We start from the raw sequence: 18060 nt of genomic DNA, 5'->3' as shown, positions 1-18060 counted from the left end.
TTACATCACCTCAACTTTTCCCCCAGCTGCTTCAATCTTTTCTATAGCAGACTTAGAGAACTTACATCCTTTAACCGTTAAGCTTTTTTCTAATGTTCCGTTTCCAAGAATCTTTACTCCATCCAAAACTTTACTTACAACTCTTCTTTCAAGTAATAATTCTGGAGTAACTTCAGTACCATTTTCAAAGATATTTAATCTGTCAAGATTTATGCTAACAATCTTCTTTGCAAAAATGTTTGTAAAACCTCTCTTAGGAAGTCTTCTATATAAAGGCATTTGACCGCCTTCAAAACCAGGTCTTACGCCACCACCTGATCTTGCATTTTGACCCTTTTCACCTTTACCAGCATTTCTTCCTAATCCAGAACCAGTACCTCTACCAATTCTTTTAGGTGCTTTCTTGCTACCTGCTGCTGGTTTTAATTCGTGAAGTTTCATATTCAGTGCACCTCCTTGTTTTTATACTTCTTCTACTTTTAATAGATATTCAATCTTTTTTATCATACCTTGAACTTGAGGTGTTGCCTCAGGTTCTACTGTTTTTCTTATCTTTGTTAGTCCAAGAGCATTTGCAGTAGCGATATGGTCTTTTTTTCTACCTATTAAGCTCTTAACTAATGTAATTCTTAATTTAGCCATTGCAATATCTCCTTAACCTAATATTTCTTCAACAGATTTGCCTCTTAATTTAGCTATATCTTCTACTGTTCTTAAGCTAGCTAATCCGTTTATTGTTGCATTTACCATGTTATTAGGATTATTTGAACCTAATGATTTAGCTCTAACATCCTTTAATCCTGCTAATTCAAGTACTGCTCTTGCTGGACCTCCAGCAATAACTCCTGTACCTTCTTTAGCTGGCATAATTAGAACATTTGCAGTTCCGAACTTACCATTAACTTGGTGAGGAATTGTTGTTCCTACCATTGCAACGCTTACTAAGTTCTTCTTAGCATCTTCTATTCCTTTTTTTATTGCTTCTGGGATTTCGATTGACTTACCCATTCCAACGCCAACGTGTCCGTTCTCGTCTCCGACAACAACTAGAGCGCTGAATCTGAAGTTTCTACCACCCTTAACAACCTTAGTAACTCTGTTTATGAAAACAACCTTTTCTTTAAGGTCTAGTGTACTAGGATCGATTCTCATTTATTTCCCTCCTTGTTTAATTAGAATTTCAAGCCAGCTTCTCTAGCTGCTTGTGCTAATTCTTGAATTCTTCCGTGATATATGTATCCGCCTCTATCAAATACCACTACGTCAATTCCTTTTTCTATAGCTTTTTTAGCTACTAATTCACCTACAAGTTTAGCACCTTCTTTGTTTCCGCCTTTTGCAGCAAAATCTTTTTCTAAACTTGAAGCAGCTACTAATGTAACACCATTTATATCATCAATAACTTGTGCATATATATTCTTTTCACTCTTAAATACTGAAAGTCTTGGTCTTTCCGCAGTTCCAAAAACTTTTTTACGAACTCTAAGGTGACGTTTTTCTCTGCTCGCCTTTTTGTCTACCTTTTTGAACATAAAACTCACTCCTTTCTATTATTTCTTACCAGTCTTACCTTCTTTACGTCTGATCACTTCATTTTCATACTTAATACCTTTACCCTTATATGGTTCTGGTACTCTCCATTTTCTTATATCCGCTGCAGCAAATCCAACTTTTTCTTTGTCGATTCCACTTACTATTACTCTAGTTGCAGCTGGAGTTTCAAATGTGATTCCGTCAATAGGTTCAATTTCAACTGGATGTGAATATCCAAGGTTCATTACAAGCTTTTTGCCTTGTAATTGAGCTCTATAACCAACACCAACTAAATCTAAAGTTTTTTGGTACCCTTGTTTTACTCCAATTACCATATTATTAATTAATGCTCTTGTTAAACCGTGAAGAGCTCTGTGATCTTTTTGTTCACTATGTCTAGTAACAATTACTTCATTGTTTTCAACAGCTATGCTAATATCTTTATGCATAGTTTTAACTAATTCACCTTTTGGTCCCTTAACTGTAACTAAATTGTCTGGTGTTACAGTAACAGTTACATCAGCAGGAATAGCTATTGGTAATCTACCTACTCTTGACATAATTGCACCTCCTGTATTATTTTAAAATTGCATTTTACAATTTTATCTAGTTTAATTTATCTGAGATATTACCAAACGTAGCAGATTACTTCTCCACCTAATCCGTTCTTTCTAGCTTCTCTATCTACCATTATTCCATTTGAAGTCGAAACAACAGCGATACCTAATCCATTAAGAACTTTTGGTACCTCGTCTTTCTTGCAATAAACTCTTAATCCTGGTTTAGAAATTCTCTTAATACCAGTTATAACTCTTTCTTTATTAGCTCCATACTTAAGAGATAATCTTAACATTGGAACAACTCCATCGTTATATTCATTTATTTCTTTTATATAACCCTCTTGTAATAATATATTTGCAATTTCCTTCTTTACGTTTGAAGAAGGTACTTCTACCACTTCATGTCTTACAGCATTAGCATTTCTTACACGAGTTAATAAATCTGCTATAGGATCTGTCATAACCATTTAATGTGCCTCCTTTCGTTACATCGTATATCTTACCAACTTGCTTTTCTACAACCTGGAATTTCGCCCTTATAAGCAAGTTCTCTAAAACAAATACGGCATACTCCATATTTTTTTAATACAGCATGTGGTCTTCCACATATTCTACATCTTGTATAAGCTCTTGTCTTGTATTTAGGAGTTTTGCTCCACTTTTCAATAATAGCCTTACGTGCCAATGTGTTTCCCTCCTTATTATTGAGCGAATGGCATTCCAAGGAATCTTAATAATTCCCTAGCTTCTTCGTCAGTGTTAGCTGTAGTAACGAAGATTATATCCATTCCTCTAACTTTATCTATCTTATCATATTCTATTTCTGGGAATATTAATTGTTCTTTAATTCCTAATGAATAATTTCCTCTACCATCGAAAGCTTTGCTAGAAACTCCTCTGAAATCTCTTACTCTTGGTAGTGCTATGCTCATTAGTTTATCAGCAAATTCAAACATGTTAGCTTTTCTTAGAGTAACTTTACATCCTAATGGCATATTTTCTCTAATTTTAAAGTTAGCTACAGACTTTTTAGCTCTTGTTAATACAGGCTTTTGACCTGCTATTAAAGTCAAATCATTAACTGCTGATTCTAGCACTTTTTGATTTTCCTTAGCTTCTCCAACTCCCATGTTGATTACTATCTTTTCTAGCTTTGGTACTTCCATTATGTTTTTATATCCGAACTTTTCAATCATAGCTGGAACTACTTCTTTTTGATATTTTTCTTGAAGTCTTGTCATATTAGTTACCTCCTTTCAAAATCTAGAATGTTTCTCCGCATTTTTTACATACTCTAACCTTAGTACCATCATCTAAAACTTTGTTACTAATTCTAGTCGCATTCTTACATTTGTTACAATATAACATAACTTTTGAGCTGTTGATTGCTGCTTCTTTTTCAATTATAGCGCTTTCAACTTGACCCTTATTAGCTTTTTGATGTTTTTTAACTATATTAACTCCTTGAACAAGAACTTTTCCTGTCTTTGGATACGCTTTTAACACTTCACCAGTTTTGCCTTTATCTTTTCCAGATATAACAATAACTGTATCATTCTTTCTTACATGTATCTTCAAGTTGGCCACCTCCTCTTATAGAACTTCTGGTGCTAATGATAAAATTTTAGTGAATTCTTTATCTCTTAGCTCCCTAGCAACAGGTCCAAAGATACGAGTTCCTCTTGGTTGCTTATCATCTTTGATTATAACTGCTGCGTTTTCGTCAAATTTAATATATGAACCATCAGCTCTTCTTACACCTTTTACTGATCTAACTACAACTGCCTTTACAACATCACCTTTTTTAACAACTCCACCTGGTGTTGCACTTTTAACGCTAGCAACTATAACATCGCCGATATTACCAAACTTTCTTTTAGATCCACCTAATACTCTGATACACATAATTTCCTTTGCACCTGAATTATCTGCAACCTTTAATAAGGTTTGTTGTTGTATCATTAAATTACCCTCCTTTCAGTTTTAAAGCTTATTTAGCCTTTTCAACTATTTCAACAAGTCTCCATCTCTTATCTTTAGATAAAGGTCTAGTTTCCATTATTGATACTCTATCATTAATTTTAGCTTCATTATTCTCATCATGTACTTTAAACTTTGTAGTTCTATTAACTGTCTTACCGTATAATGGGTGTCTAACCTTAGTTTCAACTGCAACTACAATAGTTTTTTCCATTTTATCAGAAACAACCCTACCAATTCTTTTCTTTCTTAATGATCTTTCCATTAGGGCTTACCTCCTTCCAACTTTTATTGTTCCAATGCTTTTAATTCTTCTTCTCTTAAGATGGTTTTTATTTGGGCTATAGATTTCTTAACTTCTCTTATTCTCATTGGATTTTCTAATTGTCCTGTAGCTAATTGAAATCTTAAATTAAATAACTCCGCTTTAAGATCGCCCAATTTAACTGTTAAATCTTGAGGATTGCTTGATTTCAATTCTTTTAATTCTCTAGCCTTCATTATTCTTCACCACCCATTTCCTCAAAATCTCTTTTTGAAACAAATTTTGTTTTTACAGGAAGTTTATGTGAAGCAAGTCTCATTGCTTCTCTTGCAGTTTCTTCTGGTACTCCTGATAATTCAAATAGTACTCTACCTGGTTTAACTACTGCAACCCAGTATTCTGGTGATCCTTTACCTGAACCCATTCTTGTTTCAGCTGGCTTTTCTGTAACTGGTTTATCTGGGAAAATCTTTATCCAAAGTTTTCCACCTCTTTTAATGTATCTATTGATAGCAATTCTGGCAGATTCAATTTGGTTACTTGTTATCCATCCACAAGTTAGCGCTTGGATTCCGTAATCACCATAAGCTAAGAAATTACCTCTTGTAGCTTTACCTTTCATTCTACCACGTTGCACCTTACGATGTTTTACCCTTTTAGGCATTAACATGATCTATTCCTCCTTTCCTATGCGTTAGCCTCTTCCTTTTCTACTTTCTTAGTTGGAAGAACTTCTCCATTATAAACCCAAACCTTAACTCCGATTTTTCCATATGTTGTATCTGCTTCAGCAAATCCATAATCGATATCAGCTCTTAATGTTTGTAGTGGAATTGTTCCTTCATGATAATGTTCAGTTCTTGCTATTTCTGCTCCACCTAATCTACCAGAACAAGCAGTTTTTACACCTTTTATTCCGTGTTTCATAGCTCTTTGCATTGTTTGCTTCATAGCTCTTCTGAATGAAATTCTTTTTTCTAATTGTGCAGCAATATTTTCAGCCATTAATTGTGCATCAGCTTCTGCACTTTTAACTTCAACTATGTTTATTAAAACATTCTTATTTTCAACGAATTGAGTTAATTTATTTTTTAAAGCCTCAATTCCAGATCCACCTTTACCTATTATAACACCAGGCTTTGCTGTATATATGTTTAATTTTACTCTTTTAGCAGCTCTTTCAATTTCAATTTTAGAAATACCTGCAGAAAAAAGTTCCTTTTTCACAAATTTTCTGATCTTGTTATCTTCTATAAGATTATCAGCAAAGTTTTTCTTGTTAGCATACCATTTTGCGTCCCATCCCTTGATAACACCTACTCTAAGGCCATGAGGATTTACTTTTTGACCCACTTGCTTTTCCCTCCTTTTATCTTATTAAGCTCTTTCTTTAACAACTACTGTTATATTGCTTGTTTTCTTTAATATTTTAAATGCTCTACCTTGAGCATGAGGTTGGAATCTCTTTAATGTTGATCCTTGACCAACGAAACACTCTGAAACATATAAGTTATCAGCATTCAATTCCAAATTGTTTTCTGCATTAGCAACAGCTGATTTTAAAACTTTATTTATAACTACCGCTGCTTCTCTTGGAGTATATTGTAAAATAGCAAAAGCTTCGTTAACTTGTTTTCCTCTTATTAAATCAAGAATTACTCCTACCTTTGTTGGAGACATTCTAATATATTTTGCTATAGCTCTAGCTTCCATTTATGATCCTCCTTTCCAGGCTATCTTTTTGATGTTTTATCGTCATGACCTTTATAAGTTCTAGTTAATACAAACTCACCTAATTTATGGCCAACCATATCTTCTGATATATATACTGGTACATGCTTTCTTCCATCATGAACAGCAATTGTATGACCTATGAATTGTGGAAAAATTGTTGAACTTCTTGACCAAGTCTTAACAACCTTTTTTTCTCCATTACCATTCATTTCTTCTATTTTCTTAAAAAGTCCCTCATGAACAAAAGGTGCTTTCTTTGTTGATCTACTCACTAATATGCCTCCCTTCATAAACACTAAGGTCTAAGTTGTGAAGAGAACTTACTATTCTCCTCAAACTACTTAGCTCTTCTATCTTTGATAATAAATTTATCTGAATATTTCTTAGTCTTTCTAGTTTTGTATCCAAGTGCTGGTTTACCCCATGGAGTAACTGGACTTGGTCTACCAACTGGAGACTTACCTTCACCACCACCATGAGGGTGATCATTAGGGTTCATTACAGATCCTCTAACTGTTGGTCTCCATCCCATATGTCTCTTTCTACCAGCTTTACCGATATTAACAATATCGTTTGTTGCATTAGAAAGTGTTCCTATTGTAGCTCTACATTCGATTCTTACATATCTCATTTCACCTGATGGTAATCTAAGAGTTGCATAATCTCCTTCTTTAGCCATTAATTGAGCTGATCCACCTGCTGCTCTAACTAATTGACCACCTTTACCTCTTTGTAACTCTATATTGTGAATAACTGTACCTACTGGTATGTTCTTTAATGGAAGTGCATTACCAGGTTTGATATCAGCATTAACTCCAGACTCTATTACATCTCCAACTTTTAATCCTGCAGGCGCAAGAATATATCTCTTTTCTCCATCGCTATATATAACAAGAGCAATATATGCTGATCTGTTTGGATCATATTCTATAGTTGCAACCTTTGCTGGGATTTCATCTTTATTTCTTTTAAAGTCTATTATTCTATATTTTCTCTTAACACCGCCGCCACGATGTCTAACAGTAATTTTACCTTGAGCATTTCTACCCGCTTTACTCTTTAATGCAACAAGAAGTGACTTTTCTGGTTCTTGTGAAGTTATTTCTTCAAAAGTTGGCATAGTCATTTGTCTTCTTGCTGGTGTAATAGGGTTAAACTTTTTAACTGCCATTTAAAATTCCCTCCTTCTTCAAGCTTCTCTGGTGTTGATCACCAATAATGGCTTTATTCTACTATTATTGCATTCCCTCGAAGAATTCAATTCCATTACTTTCTTCAGTTAATGTAACTATAGCTTTCTTGTAATCTGATCTCTTACCTACATGTACGCCCATTCTCTTAGTTTTACCTAAGCCGTTTATAGTGTTAACAGATTCAACTTTAACATTGAAAACTTCTTCCACAGCTCTCTTTATTTGAGATTTATTAGCATCAACATGAACTATGAAAGTGTACCTTTTTTCGGCCATAGACGCCATACTTTTTTCAGTTATGATTGGCTTTCTTATTATATCATGGCTTGTTAATTTCATTATGCGTACACCTCCTCAATTTTTGATACAGCATCTTTAGTTATGATTAATTTTTCATATTTTAATAAATCATATACATTGATGTTGTTTGCAGGAATAACACTTATTCCTTGAATGTTTCTTGCTGACTTATAAACAACTTCATTTGATTCAGCTGTTATAATTAATGCTTTATTAGCTTCTAAAGCCTTTAGCATTTCTATCATGCTCTTAGTTTTTGGTGCTTCAAAATTTAACGAATCAAGAACTATCATTTGATTATCTTGAACCTTGCTAGTTAAAGCAGATTTCATAGCAACCTTTCTCATACTCTTTGGAACTGAAACTCTGTAGTCTCTTGGCTTTGGTGCGAATACAATTCCACCTTTGATCCATTGTGGTGATCTGATAGAACCTTGTCTTGCTCTTCCAGTACCCTTTTGTCTCCAAGGCTTGATTCCGCCTCCTCTAACTTCAGATCTAGTTTTAGTTGATTGAGTTCCTTGTCTTTTGTTAGCTAATAATGCAACTACTACTTGGTGCAATGCATATTCATTAATTTCTGCTGCAAATACATTTTCATTTAATTCCATATCTGCAACTTTATTTCCTTCTTTATTAAATACTCCTACTGTAGGCATTTTATTTCCTCCTTTCTTCAAAGAAATTAAGCTCTAACTGTATCTTTAATTACTACTGTACCTTTATTAGGTCCTGGGATTCCACCCTTAATTAGTATTAAATTCTTTTCAGCTATTACTTTAACAACTTCTAAATTAAGTACTGTTGTATTTACAGACCCCATATGTCCTGGCATTCTCTTGTTTTTGAATGTTCTAGACGGATCTGATGAAGCTCCCATTGAACCTGGTGCTCTATGGAACTTAGAACCATGAGTCATAGGTCCTCTTTGTTGATTCCATCTTTTAATTGATCCTTGGAAACCCTTTCCCTTAGATACTGCAGATACATCAACTTTATCTCCTGCTCCAAATACATCAGCTTTTATTTCATTTCCAACTTCGTATTGACTTATATCGTCAAGTCTAAATTCTTTAAGAGTTCTTCTTAAAGTAGCTCCAGCCTTAGCAAAGTGACCTTTTCTTGGCTTGTTAGCTAATTTTTCTCTTATTTCATCGAAACCAACTTGTATTGCTTCATAACCATCATTTTCTAATGTTTTCTTTTGAACAACAACACATGGGCCAGCTTCTACTACAGTTACAGGAATCACTTTTCCTTTTTCATCAAAAACTTGTGTCATTCCTACTTTTCTTCCAATTATAGCTTTTTTCATGTATTTACACCTCCCAAACTAATTAGCGGACTGTTAACAATCATAACTAGCCGTTTTATATTATTTCCAGTACTAAAGCTTGATTTCTATATCAACACCAGCTGGAAGATTTAATCTCATTAATGCATCAACAGTTTTAGGTGATGGATTAACAATATCGATTAATCTCTTATGAGTTCTTATCTCAAATTGTTCTCTTGAATCTTTGTACTTGTGAACCGCTCTTAATATTGTAACAACATCTTTTTCAGTTGGTAGTGGCACTGGCCCTACAACCTTAGCTCCTGATGTTTTTGCAGTTTCAACAATTTTTTCAGCTGATTGATCTAAAATTGTATGATCAAAAGCCTTTAATCTAATTCTTATTTTTTGCTTTGACATTTCATTTCCCTCCTTTTATGTACGTTTTACTTCTAACGCACAACAGCGGCCATTCTGTAAACTGTTCCAGGTGTTTCGTGATATCCAAACTTAATACAGAATCCCTGTCGTCGGATTCTAGATCCAAACTTACTCATCAAGAATTACCCGGAAGTCCGGCAACCTCTTGAATCCTCGCTGTATGCTATGCAACTTCTTAATTATACTATTGTTATATTGTCTTTTCAAGCTTTTTTTTACATTTTCCTATTTTTTTTTAATTCCTGATATTTGGTGATTTTTTAATTATCTTTACTAAAACTTTTATATCATTTTGTCATAATTTATTTTCGGATAATAAATAAATATTTGTGATAACAATCTGATTTCATTATGAAATACTAACTAAATTATACAATTCATAAAATAAAAGCAAGGAAATTATACCTTGCTTTTACTGTCAAATATAAATGTATCTTATTCTACTATTTTAGTAACAACTCCAGAACCTACAGTTCTTCCGCCTTCTCTGATAGCGAATCTTAATCCTTCATCCATTGCGATTGGAGTGATTAATTCAACATTCATATCAATGTGATCTCCAGGCATTACCATTTCCATTCCGTCTGGTAATTTGATTGATCCTGTAACGTCTGTTGTTCTGAAGTAGAATTGTGGTCTGTATCCATCGAAGAATGGAGTATGTCTTCCGCCTTCTTCTTTCTTAAGTACGTATACTTGACCTACAAATTTAGTATGAGGATGTACTGAATTTGGTTTTGATAAAACTTGACCTCTTTCAATATCAGTTCTTTGAACTCCTCTTAATAATGCTCCAATGTTATCTCCTGCTTGCGCTTCATCCAATAACTTTCTGAACATTTCGATTCCAGTTACTACAACTTTCTTCTTTTCTTCTGTTAATCCAACGATTTCTACTTCATCTCCTACATGAAGTACTCCAGCTTCAACTCTTCCTGTTGCAACTGTTCCTCTTCCTGTAATTGTGAATACATCTTCGATTGGCATTAAGAATGGCTTATCTGTTGCTCTTTCTGGAGTTGGGATATAGCTATCTACTGCTTCCATTAAATCCATGATTGGCTTAATTGCTTCTTCATCTGTTGGATTTTCTAATGCTTTTAATGCTGATCCTGTTATTACTGGAATATCATCTCCTGGGAAGTCATATTCGCTTAATAATTCTCTAACTTCCATTTCTACTAATTCTAATAATTCTGGATCGTCTACCATATCTGCTTTATTTAAGAATACTACGATATATTGGATACCAACTCTTGATCCTAGTAGTATATGTTCTCTTGTTTGTGGCATTGGACCATCTGCTGCTGATACAACTAAGATAGCTCCATCCATTTGTGCTGCTCCTGTGATCATGTTCTTAACATAGTCAGCATGCCCTGGACAGTCAACGTGCGCATAGTGTCTGTTTTCTGTTTGGTACTCAACGTGTGCTGTATTGATTGTGATTCCTCTTTCTTTTTCTTCTGGAGCCTTATCAATATCTGCATAGTTAAATGCTTCTGCAAATCCTTTATTTGCTAATACTGTTGTGATTGCTGCTGTTAATGTTGTCTTACCATGGTCTACGTGACCTATTGTTCCAATATTAACGTGTGGCTTACTTCTTTCATACTTTGCTTTTGCCATTATAATTTTCCTCCCTTGATAGACATAATTTAAAGAATCTTTTCGTAAATATTATAACTTATAGATATTTTAATATCTATATTTATTATTCAAGTTTTTTACCATATTATATAAAAATTATTAAAACACATTATATGTTCCATAAAATAATTTAATATACAATATGATAAAAACTTTATATTACTCTTTATTTAGCTCTGCTACCTGCAATTTGTTCTTGAATATTCTTTGGAACTTCATCATAGTGATCAAATACCATTGAGTAAACTCCTCTACCTTGAGTTCTAGATCTTAAAGTAGTAGCATATCCAAACATTTCTGATAATGGAACAAACGCTCTGATAACTTGCGCTCCATTAAGAGCTTCCATACCTTCCATTATACCTCTTCTTGAATTGATATCTCCGATAACATCTCCCATGTATTCTTCTGGAACTGTTACTTCAACTTTCATCATTGGTTCAAGAAGTACAGGGCTTGCTTTAGACATTGCATTCTTGAATGCCATAGAACCTGCTATTTTAAATGCCATTTCAGATGAGTCAACTTCATGGTATGAACCGTGTACTAACTTAACTTTAAAGTTAATAACATTATAACCTGCAATTATACCATTTTTAGATGCCTCTTGAATACCTGCATCGATTGCTGGAATATATTCCTTAGGAATAGCTCCTCCCACGATAGCATTTTCAAATACATATTCACCTTCAGTTGGTTCCATTTCAATTACAGCATGACCGTATTGTCCTTTACCACCTGATTGTTTAGCATATTTAGCTTCTGCTTTAACAGCTGATCTAATTGTTTCCTTATAAGCAACCTGAGGTGCTCCAACATTACATTCAACTTTAAATTCTCTTTGAAGTCTATCAACAATTATTTCTAAGTGAAGTTCTCCCATACCTGCAATAATTGTTTGACCTGTTTCTGTATCAGTCCAAGTCTTGAAAGTAGGATCTTCTTCTGCTAGTTTAGCTAATGCCAATCCCATCTTTTCTTGAGCATCTTTTGTCTTTGGCTCAATAGCTACTCTTATAACTGGTTCTGGGAATTCCATTGCTTCAAGAATTATTGGACTATTTTCTGCACATAAAGTATCACCTGTTGTAGTGTTCTTTAAACCAATTACAGCACCAATTTCTCCTGCTTCTAACGATTCAACTTCTGATCTTGAATTTGAATGCATCTTAACAAGTCTACCAATTCTTTCCTTCTTACCTTTTGTTGAGTTAAGAACATAAGAACCACTTTGCATTACACCAGAATATATTCTTGTAAATGCTAACTTACCAACAAATGGATCAGTTGCTATTTTAAATGCTAAAGCTGATAATGGTTCAGAGTCTGAAGAATTTCTATGATCATCTTCTCCATCTAATGTTGTTCCTTTTATTGCTGGAACATCTAATGGTGATGGTAAATAATCTACAACTCCATCAATCATTTCTTGAACACCTTTGTTTTTGTATGAAGAACCACAAATACAAGGATATATTTCATTAGCAATTGTAGCTTTTCTTAAGGCAGTCTTTAATTCTTCAACTGTAAGCTCTTCGCCTTCTAAATATTTTTCCATTAATTCTTCATCTGTTTCAGCAATAGCTTCTATCATTGCTGCTCTGTATTCTTCAGCTTGATCAGCATATTCAGCTGGTATAGCTTCTTCTCTCATATCTTTTCCAAGATCATCATAGAATATAAAAGCAACATTCTTTATAAGATCAACCATTCCTTTAAAGTCTTGTTCGCTACCTATTGGAATTTGAATCGGAACTGCATTTGCTTTTAATCTATCTTTAACTGTTTGAATACATCTAAAGAAATCAGCACCTGTTGCATCCATTTTATTTACATAAATCATTCTTGGCACGCCATACTTATCTGCCTGTCTCCAAACAGTTTCAGTTTGTGGTTCAACACCGCTCTTTGCATCAAGAACTGTAACAGCTCCATCAAGTACTCTTAATGATCTTTCAACTTCAACTGTGAAGTCTACGTGACCAGGAGTATCTATAATATTAAGTTCATGTTCTTTCCAGAAACATGAAGTTGCTGCAGAAGTAATTGTTATACCTCTTTCTTGTTCTTGAACCATCCAGTCCATTGTAGCTTCACCATCATGAACTTCCCCTATTTTGTGACTCACGCCTGTATAGAACAATATACGTTCAGTAGTTGTTGTCTTACCAGCATCTATATGAGCCATTATACCGAAGTTACGGAATTTATCTAAAGGATATTTTCTAGCCATTTATTTGTCCTCCTCTCAATGAGTAAAATATAATTTAATTTGACAAAACTGCCTTAGCATAAGCCAAAACAGTTTTATAGATATTAGTATCTGTAATGAGCAAATGCCTTATTAGCTTCTGCCATTTTATGAGTATCTTCTCTCTTCTTAACAGCTGCTCCTGTATTATTAGATGCATCTAATAATTCACCAGCAACTCTTTCACTCATTAGCTTTTCGCCTCTTTTTCTAGCTGCTATTAACATCCATCTTATTCCTAATGTCTGTCTTCTTTCTGGTCTAACTTCGATTGGAACTTGATAAGTAGCACCACCTATTCTTCTAGCTTTAACTTCTAGTAATGGCATTACATTGTTCATAGCTTCTTCAAATACTTCTAAAGCTTCTTTTCCACTTCTTTTTGCTATTAATTCAAATGCTTCATAGCATATCTTTTGGGCTACACCCTTCTTACCATCTTCCATTATACTATTTATAAATTTAGTAACAACCTTTGAATTGTATACTGGATCTGGTAATACGTCTCTTTTTGCGATATGTCCTTTTCTTGGCACTTTTCTTCCCTCCTTAACATTTTAAATTTAAGTTCATCGGTACTCGGTATTTTTCATACCGTAAAGTGCTACATCTTTTACATCTATATAAACTCAAAATAAAATCTATAATTTCTGTTGAAGATAAGCACTATTCTTTGTTAAAATCCCTATTTTTTCTTAGGTCTCTTAGCACCGTACTTTGATCTTCCTTGTAATCTGTTAGCTACTCCAGCGCAGTCTAGTGCACCTCTTACGATATGGTATCTAACACCAGGAAGGTCTTTAACTCTTCCACCTCTTATAAGAACAACACTATGTTCTTGTAAGTTGTGACCTACTCCACCAATATATGCAGTTACTTCAAATCCATTTGTTAATCTAACTCTGGCAATTTTTCTTAACGCTGAGTTAGGTTTTTTAGGAGTTGTTGTTTTAACTACTGTACATACACCTCTTTTTTGAGGACACTCTTTAAGTGCTGGTGCAGTTGATTTAACTACTGCTGTTTTTCTGCCTTTTCTTACTAATTGGCTAATAGTTGGCATTTTTTCACCTCCTGAAATTTATTTATCTATTTTAAAATTAAGATAAACACTAATTTATCAAGTTATATGAGTTAGTATATCATACAACTTATCAAATATACCTAAATTTTACACAATAAATCAATATCCTATGTATTAAGCTATAAATTTACTTTTATAAAATGATATATTGACATTAATTTGTGTGATTTCACATTTAAAATCACACAAATTGTATTTTATCATTTAATTTTGCACATGTCAATATAATACATGCTTATTCTTCAACAGTTTCTCCAATAGTTTCTTCAACTAATTCACTATCTGTTTCCACCTTTAAAGATCTATATCTCATCATTCCAGTACCAGCTGGAATAAGCTTACCAATTATTACATTTTCTTTTAATCCAACTAAAGGATCAACTTTTCCTTTAATTGCTGCTTCTGTTAGAACTCTTGTCGTTTCTTGGAACGAAGCTGCTGATAGGAAACTATCAGTTGCTAATGCTGCTTTAGTTATACCTAGTAGAGTTTGTTCTCCTTTTGCTTCTTCTCCACCAAATTCTCTTACTCTAGCATTTTCTTCATAGAAATCAAACATATCAATCATAGTTCCTGGTAATAGATCCGTGTCACCTGAATCAACAATTTTTATCTTTCTAGTCATTTGTCTAACAACAACTTCTAAGTGTTTATCATTAATATCAACACCTTGTAGTCTATAAACTTTTTGAACCTCTGAAAGTAAGTATCTTCTCGCTCCATCTATTCCTTTTATGCTCATTATATCATGAGGATTTACTGAACCTTCTGTGATTTCATCTCCAGCTTCAACATAATCACTTTCATTAACTCTCAATCTTGATCCAAAAGGTATATCGTAGCTACGTTCTTCTCCATCGGCACCCATAACTATTACTGTTCTTTTCTTTTTAGTTTCTTCTATTCTCGCAGTACCAGCAATTTCACTTACTATTGCAAGCCCCTTCGGTTTTCTAGCCTCAAATAGCTCCTCAACTCTAGGTAAACCTTGAGTAATATCTGCTCCTGCAACTCCACCAGTATGGAATGTTCTCATTGTAAGCTGTGTTCCTGGTTCTCCAATTGACTGAGCCGCTATTATTCCAACAGCTTCTCCAATATCAATCTTTTTAGCTGTCGCCATATTCATACCATAACACCTAGCACATACACCAACTTTACACTTACAAGTGAATACGGATCTAATCTTCACTTTCTTAATTCCTGCAGAAACTATCTTGTCAGCGGCATATGGATCCATATATTCATTCTTTGGATGTAATACATCCCCAGTTTCTGGATCAACAATATCTTCTGCTGTATATCTACCAATTAATCTTTCTCTTAATTCCTCGATAACTTCGTTACCTTCTTTAATTTCACTTACAAATATTCCTTCATCTGTACCACAATCTTCTTCTCTTACGATAACATCTTGTGAAACATCAACAAGTCTTCTAGTTAAATATCCAGAATCCGCAGTCTTTAAGGCTGTATCCGCATTACCCTTTCTAGCTCCATGTGTTGACAAGAAATATTCTATTACATCTAATCCTTCTTTAAATGATGCCCTTATAGGTAACTCTATAATCTTACCTGATGGACTAGCCATAAGACCTCTCATACCAGCTAGCTGCTTGATCTGAGATTTCGATCCTCTGGCTCCTGAATCAGCCATCATGTATATCGGATTAAATTTATCAAGACTATCCATTAATGCATTAGCTACATCTTCAGTCGTCTGAGTCCATTTTTCTATAACTCTTTCATATCTTTCCTCATCGGATATGAAGCCTCTCTTATACATCTTTTCAATTTTTTCTACTGTTTCATCTGCTTCCTTAAGTAAATCATATTTTACTTTAGGAACTATTATATCTGAAGAAGCAACTGTTACAGCTCCAATTGATGAATAATGGTATCCTAATGCCTTAATATTATCAAGCATTATTGATGTCTTTACTGGACCATGTTTCATATAACATTGATCGATAATCTTTCCTAGCGATTTCTTAGTAATTAAGAAATCAACTTCAAGATTAAATGATTCTTCTTCATTTTCTCTATTTACTAATCCAAGATTTTGTGGAATTGATTCATTAAATATAATCTTTCCAACAGTAGTTTTAATAATCCTAGATTTTATTTCCCCATCGACTTCTCTAAACATTCTAACATTTATTTGAGCATGTATGTCAATTTCTTTAACTTCATATGCCATTATAGCTTCATCTTTGCTTGAGAATGTCATTCCATCGCCTTTAGCTCCATTTTTATCCATTGTTAAATAGTATGATCCAAGAATCATATCTTGTGTAGGTACACAAACCGGCTTACCATCTGATGGTTTTAAAATATTTGTTGCAGCTAACATTAAAAATCTAGCTTCAGCTTGAGCCTCTACTGATAATGGAAGATGGACAGCCATTTGGTCTCCATCGAAGTCAGCATTATAAGCTGTACATGCTAATGGATGAAGTTTTATTGCTCTACCTTCTACTAATACAGGTTGGAACGCTTGAATACCAAGTCTATGTAGAGTAGGTGCACGGTTAAGTAATACTGGATGATCCGCAATGACTTCTTCCAATACATCCCATACTTGTGGTAATACTCTCTCAACCATTCTCTTGGCACTCTTTATATTATGAGCTATTCCATCTTGTACAAGCTTTTTCATAACAAATGGTTTAAATAATTCTATTGCCATTTCCTTAGGAAGTCCGCATTGATACATTTTAAGTTCTGGACCAACAACAATAACTGATCTACCTGAGTAGTCAACTCTCTTACCAAGTAAGTTTTGTCTAAATCTACCTTGTTTACCTTTTAACATATCCGAAAGAGATTTTAAAGGTCTATTTCCTGGTCCAGTTACCGGTCTGCCTCTTCTACCATTGTCAATAAGAGCATCTACTGCTTCTTGAAGCATTCTTTTTTCATTTCTTACAATTATATCTGGAGCACCTAAATCTAATAACTTCTTTAATCTGTTATTTCTGTTTATTACTCTTCTATATAAATCATTTAAATCAGATGTTGCAAATCTTCCTCCATCTAATTGAACCATAGGTCTTAAATCCGGTGGAATTACTGGTATAACATTTATAACCATCCACTGTGGATCATTACCTGATTTTCTAAATGACTCTACAACTTCTAGTCTTCTAATTATTCTAACTTTCTTTTGTCCTGAACTTTGTTTTAATTCTTCTTTAAGTTCTTTTGAAGAAGTTTCTAAGTCAATTTCATTTAGCAAATCTTGAATTGCCTCTGCTCCCATACCTGCTACAAAGCTTTCATCACCATATTTATCTACAGCTTCTCTATATTCCTTTTCATTAAGAAGTTGTTTCTTTAATAATGGTGTTTCCTTAGGATCTATCACTATATAAGATGCAAAATACAGAACTTTTTCCAAAGCTCTTGGCGACATATCTAAAATCAATCCCATTCTTGATGGAATCCCCTTAAAATACCAAATATGAGATACTGGGGCAGCTAATTCTATATGCCCCATTCTTTCTCTTCTTACTTTAGCTTTTGTGACTTCAACTCCACATCTATCACAAACTATCCCTTTATATCTAACTCTCTTATACTTTCCACAGTGACATTCCCAATCTTTCATTGGTCCAAAAATTCTTTCACAGAATAAACCATCTCTCTCTGGTTTTAAAGTCCTATAGTTAATAGTTTCTGGTTTTTTAACTTCTCCTCTTGACCACTGTCTTATTTGCTCTGGAGATGCTAAACCAATTTGTATTGCATCAAAATTATTTAATTCAAACAAGGGTAAATCCTCCCTTCAAAA

The 18060-nt window shown here is 33.8% G+C and carries 26 protein-coding genes; all 26 read right to left on the bottom strand.

Features of this window, described 5'->3' with window-relative positions; translation table 11 throughout:
• Positions 1 to 441 carry a 50S ribosomal protein L15 gene (rplO, locus tag PZA12_RS01015; RefSeq protein WP_011967525.1) on the bottom strand — a complete coding sequence of 147 codons (441 nt, stop codon included), beginning with the start codon at positions 439 to 441 and terminating at the stop codon, positions 1 to 3.
• 21 nt (positions 442 to 462) lie between these two features.
• Positions 463 to 642: a 50S ribosomal protein L30 gene (gene rpmD, locus PZA12_RS01010; protein ID WP_011967524.1), complete on the bottom strand. Its 180-nt coding sequence runs from the start codon at positions 640 to 642 to the stop codon at positions 463 to 465.
• Positions 643 to 654: 12 nt separating this feature from the next.
• Complete coding sequence (gene rpsE / locus PZA12_RS01005) at positions 655 to 1152, bottom strand: 30S ribosomal protein S5 (protein WP_011967523.1); 498 nt, start codon at positions 1150 to 1152, stop codon at positions 655 to 657.
• A 20-nt stretch (positions 1153 to 1172) separates the two neighbouring features.
• Positions 1173 to 1532: a 50S ribosomal protein L18 gene (gene rplR, locus PZA12_RS01000; RefSeq protein ID WP_011967522.1), complete on the bottom strand. Its 360-nt coding sequence runs from the start codon at positions 1530 to 1532 to the stop codon at positions 1173 to 1175.
• 18 nt (positions 1533 to 1550) lie between these two features.
• Complete coding sequence (rplF, locus tag PZA12_RS00995; protein WP_011967521.1) at positions 1551 to 2093, bottom strand: 50S ribosomal protein L6; 543 nt, start codon at positions 2091 to 2093, stop codon at positions 1551 to 1553.
• A gap of 68 nt (positions 2094 to 2161) precedes the next feature.
• On the bottom strand, positions 2162 to 2560 hold the full coding sequence (gene rpsH / locus PZA12_RS00990; protein ID WP_008426597.1) for a 30S ribosomal protein S8: 399 nt from the start codon (positions 2558 to 2560) through the stop codon (positions 2162 to 2164).
• A 32-nt stretch (positions 2561 to 2592) separates the two neighbouring features.
• Positions 2593 to 2778, bottom strand: coding sequence for a type Z 30S ribosomal protein S14 (locus tag PZA12_RS00985; protein WP_009167825.1), 186 nt, complete (start codon positions 2776 to 2778; stop codon positions 2593 to 2595).
• Positions 2779 to 2794: 16 nt separating this feature from the next.
• Positions 2795 to 3334: a 50S ribosomal protein L5 gene (gene rplE / locus PZA12_RS00980; RefSeq protein WP_011967520.1), complete on the bottom strand. Its 540-nt coding sequence runs from the start codon at positions 3332 to 3334 to the stop codon at positions 2795 to 2797.
• Between the two features lie 22 nt (positions 3335 to 3356).
• Positions 3357 to 3671, bottom strand: coding sequence for a 50S ribosomal protein L24 (gene rplX / locus PZA12_RS00975; RefSeq protein ID WP_011967519.1), 315 nt, complete (start codon positions 3669 to 3671; stop codon positions 3357 to 3359).
• Positions 3672 to 3686: 15 nt separating this feature from the next.
• Complete coding sequence (gene rplN, locus PZA12_RS00970; protein ID WP_011967518.1) at positions 3687 to 4055, bottom strand: 50S ribosomal protein L14; 369 nt, start codon at positions 4053 to 4055, stop codon at positions 3687 to 3689.
• 28 nt (positions 4056 to 4083) lie between these two features.
• Entirely contained in the window at positions 4084 to 4338 is a 255-nt protein-coding gene (rpsQ, locus tag PZA12_RS00965) for a 30S ribosomal protein S17 (protein WP_011967517.1), read from the bottom strand.
• Between the two features lie 23 nt (positions 4339 to 4361).
• Positions 4362 to 4574, bottom strand: a complete 213-nt coding sequence (gene rpmC / locus PZA12_RS00960) for a 50S ribosomal protein L29 (RefSeq protein WP_009167820.1) — start codon at positions 4572 to 4574, stop codon at positions 4362 to 4364.
• A complete protein-coding gene (gene rplP / locus PZA12_RS00955) occupies positions 4574 to 5008 on the bottom strand; it encodes a 50S ribosomal protein L16 (RefSeq protein ID WP_008426579.1) in 435 nt (144 codons plus the stop codon). Before rplP ends, rpmC begins: the two co-directional genes overlap by 1 nt.
• A 17-nt stretch (positions 5009 to 5025) precedes the next feature.
• Entirely contained in the window at positions 5026 to 5691 is a 666-nt protein-coding gene (gene rpsC / locus PZA12_RS00950) for a 30S ribosomal protein S3 (protein WP_011967516.1), read from the bottom strand.
• A 24-nt stretch (positions 5692 to 5715) separates the two neighbouring features.
• Positions 5716 to 6051 carry a 50S ribosomal protein L22 gene (rplV, locus tag PZA12_RS00945; RefSeq protein ID WP_009167817.1) on the bottom strand — a complete coding sequence of 112 codons (336 nt, stop codon included), beginning with the start codon at positions 6049 to 6051 and terminating at the stop codon, positions 5716 to 5718.
• 20 nt (positions 6052 to 6071) lie between these two features.
• Positions 6072 to 6344 (bottom strand): 30S ribosomal protein S19, encoded by a 273-nt coding sequence (rpsS, locus tag PZA12_RS00940; protein WP_023974821.1) that lies wholly within the window; start codon positions 6342 to 6344, stop codon positions 6072 to 6074.
• 65 nt (positions 6345 to 6409) lie between these two features.
• Positions 6410 to 7243 carry a 50S ribosomal protein L2 gene (gene rplB / locus PZA12_RS00935; protein ID WP_017209698.1) on the bottom strand — a complete coding sequence of 278 codons (834 nt, stop codon included), beginning with the start codon at positions 7241 to 7243 and terminating at the stop codon, positions 6410 to 6412.
• 64 nt (positions 7244 to 7307) lie between these two features.
• A complete protein-coding gene (gene rplW / locus PZA12_RS00930) occupies positions 7308 to 7604 on the bottom strand; it encodes a 50S ribosomal protein L23 (RefSeq protein ID WP_011967513.1) in 297 nt (98 codons plus the stop codon).
• Complete coding sequence (gene rplD / locus PZA12_RS00925) at positions 7604 to 8224, bottom strand: 50S ribosomal protein L4 (protein ID WP_011967512.1); 621 nt, start codon at positions 8222 to 8224, stop codon at positions 7604 to 7606. The genes rplW and rplD overlap by 1 nt, the downstream gene beginning before the upstream one ends.
• Positions 8225 to 8250: 26 nt before the next feature.
• Positions 8251 to 8880 (bottom strand): 50S ribosomal protein L3, encoded by a 630-nt coding sequence (gene rplC, locus PZA12_RS00920; protein WP_077842562.1) that lies wholly within the window; start codon positions 8878 to 8880, stop codon positions 8251 to 8253.
• 72 nt (positions 8881 to 8952) lie between these two features.
• The gene (gene rpsJ, locus PZA12_RS00915) at positions 8953 to 9261 is read right to left on the bottom strand and encodes a 30S ribosomal protein S10 (protein WP_002582605.1); all 309 of its coding nucleotides are present in this window, start codon (positions 9259 to 9261) and stop codon (positions 8953 to 8955) included.
• Positions 9262 to 9717: 456 nt separating this feature from the next.
• On the bottom strand, positions 9718 to 10911 hold the full coding sequence (tuf, locus tag PZA12_RS00910; RefSeq protein WP_011967499.1) for an elongation factor Tu: 1194 nt from the start codon (positions 10909 to 10911) through the stop codon (positions 9718 to 9720).
• 187 nt (positions 10912 to 11098) lie between these two features.
• Positions 11099 to 13165: an elongation factor G gene (gene fusA, locus PZA12_RS00905; protein ID WP_077837288.1), complete on the bottom strand. Its 2067-nt coding sequence runs from the start codon at positions 13163 to 13165 to the stop codon at positions 11099 to 11101.
• An 83-nt stretch (positions 13166 to 13248) separates the two neighbouring features.
• Positions 13249 to 13719: a 30S ribosomal protein S7 gene (rpsG, locus tag PZA12_RS00900; protein WP_017210137.1), complete on the bottom strand. Its 471-nt coding sequence runs from the start codon at positions 13717 to 13719 to the stop codon at positions 13249 to 13251.
• 149 nt (positions 13720 to 13868) lie between these two features.
• Positions 13869 to 14246 carry a 30S ribosomal protein S12 gene (gene rpsL, locus PZA12_RS00895; protein ID WP_011967508.1) on the bottom strand — a complete coding sequence of 126 codons (378 nt, stop codon included), beginning with the start codon at positions 14244 to 14246 and terminating at the stop codon, positions 13869 to 13871.
• A gap of 256 nt (positions 14247 to 14502) precedes the next feature.
• Complete coding sequence (rpoC, locus tag PZA12_RS00890; protein WP_077837289.1) at positions 14503 to 18039, bottom strand: DNA-directed RNA polymerase subunit beta'; 3537 nt, start codon at positions 18037 to 18039, stop codon at positions 14503 to 14505.
• Between the last annotated feature and the right edge of the window lie 21 nt (positions 18040 to 18060).

The sequence above is a fragment of the Clostridium beijerinckii genome, from assembly GCF_036699995.1.
In the GTDB taxonomy this organism is placed as follows: domain Bacteria; phylum Bacillota; class Clostridia; order Clostridiales; family Clostridiaceae; genus Clostridium; species Clostridium helianthi.
Note: the sequence above shows the minus strand (reverse complement) of the source record. Positions and strands in the feature narration are given on the sequence as shown.

Coding starts and splice junctions, on each gene's coding strand:
- rplO (WP_011967525.1), bottom strand. CDS start 441: ATGAAACTTCACGAATTAAAACCAGCAGCAGGTAGCAAGAAAGCACCT.
- rpmD (WP_011967524.1), bottom strand. CDS start 642: ATGGCTAAATTAAGAATTACATTAGTTAAGAGCTTAATAGGTAGAAAA.
- rpsE (WP_011967523.1), bottom strand. CDS start 1,152: ATGAGAATCGATCCTAGTACACTAGACCTTAAAGAAAAGGTTGTTTTC.
- rplR (WP_011967522.1), bottom strand. CDS start 1,532: ATGTTCAAAAAGGTAGACAAAAAGGCGAGCAGAGAAAAACGTCACCTT.
- rplF (WP_011967521.1), bottom strand. CDS start 2,093: ATGTCAAGAGTAGGTAGATTACCAATAGCTATTCCTGCTGATGTAACT.
- rpsH (WP_008426597.1), bottom strand. CDS start 2,560: ATGGTTATGACAGATCCTATAGCAGATTTATTAACTCGTGTAAGAAAT.
- rplE (WP_011967520.1), bottom strand. CDS start 3,334: ATGACAAGACTTCAAGAAAAATATCAAAAAGAAGTAGTTCCAGCTATG.
- rplN (WP_011967518.1), bottom strand. CDS start 4,055: ATGATACAACAACAAACCTTATTAAAGGTTGCAGATAATTCAGGTGCA.
- rpsQ (WP_011967517.1), bottom strand. CDS start 4,338: ATGGAAAGATCATTAAGAAAGAAAAGAATTGGTAGGGTTGTTTCTGAT.
- rpmC (WP_009167820.1), bottom strand. CDS start 4,574: ATGAAGGCTAGAGAATTAAAAGAATTGAAATCAAGCAATCCTCAAGAT.
- rplP (WP_008426579.1), bottom strand. CDS start 5,008: ATGTTAATGCCTAAAAGGGTAAAACATCGTAAGGTGCAACGTGGTAGA.
- rplV (WP_009167817.1), bottom strand. CDS start 6,051: ATGGAAGCTAGAGCTATAGCAAAATATATTAGAATGTCTCCAACAAAG.
- rplB (WP_017209698.1), bottom strand. CDS start 7,243: ATGGCAGTTAAAAAGTTTAACCCTATTACACCAGCAAGAAGACAAATG.
- rplW (WP_011967513.1), bottom strand. CDS start 7,604: ATGAAATTAACAAGCCATGATATAATAAGAAAGCCAATCATAACTGAA.
- rplD (WP_011967512.1), bottom strand. CDS start 8,224: ATGCCTACAGTAGGAGTATTTAATAAAGAAGGAAATAAAGTTGCAGAT.
- rplC (WP_077842562.1), bottom strand. CDS start 8,880: ATGAAAAAAGCTATAATTGGAAGAAAAGTAGGAATGACACAAGTTTTT.
- rpsJ (WP_002582605.1), bottom strand. CDS start 9,261: ATGTCAAAGCAAAAAATAAGAATTAGATTAAAGGCTTTTGATCATACA.
- tuf (WP_011967499.1), bottom strand. CDS start 10,911: ATGGCAAAAGCAAAGTATGAAAGAAGTAAGCCACACGTTAATATTGGA.
- fusA (WP_077837288.1), bottom strand. CDS start 13,165: ATGGCTAGAAAATATCCTTTAGATAAATTCCGTAACTTCGGTATAATG.
- rpsL (WP_011967508.1), bottom strand. CDS start 14,246: ATGCCAACTATTAGCCAATTAGTAAGAAAAGGCAGAAAAACAGCAGTA.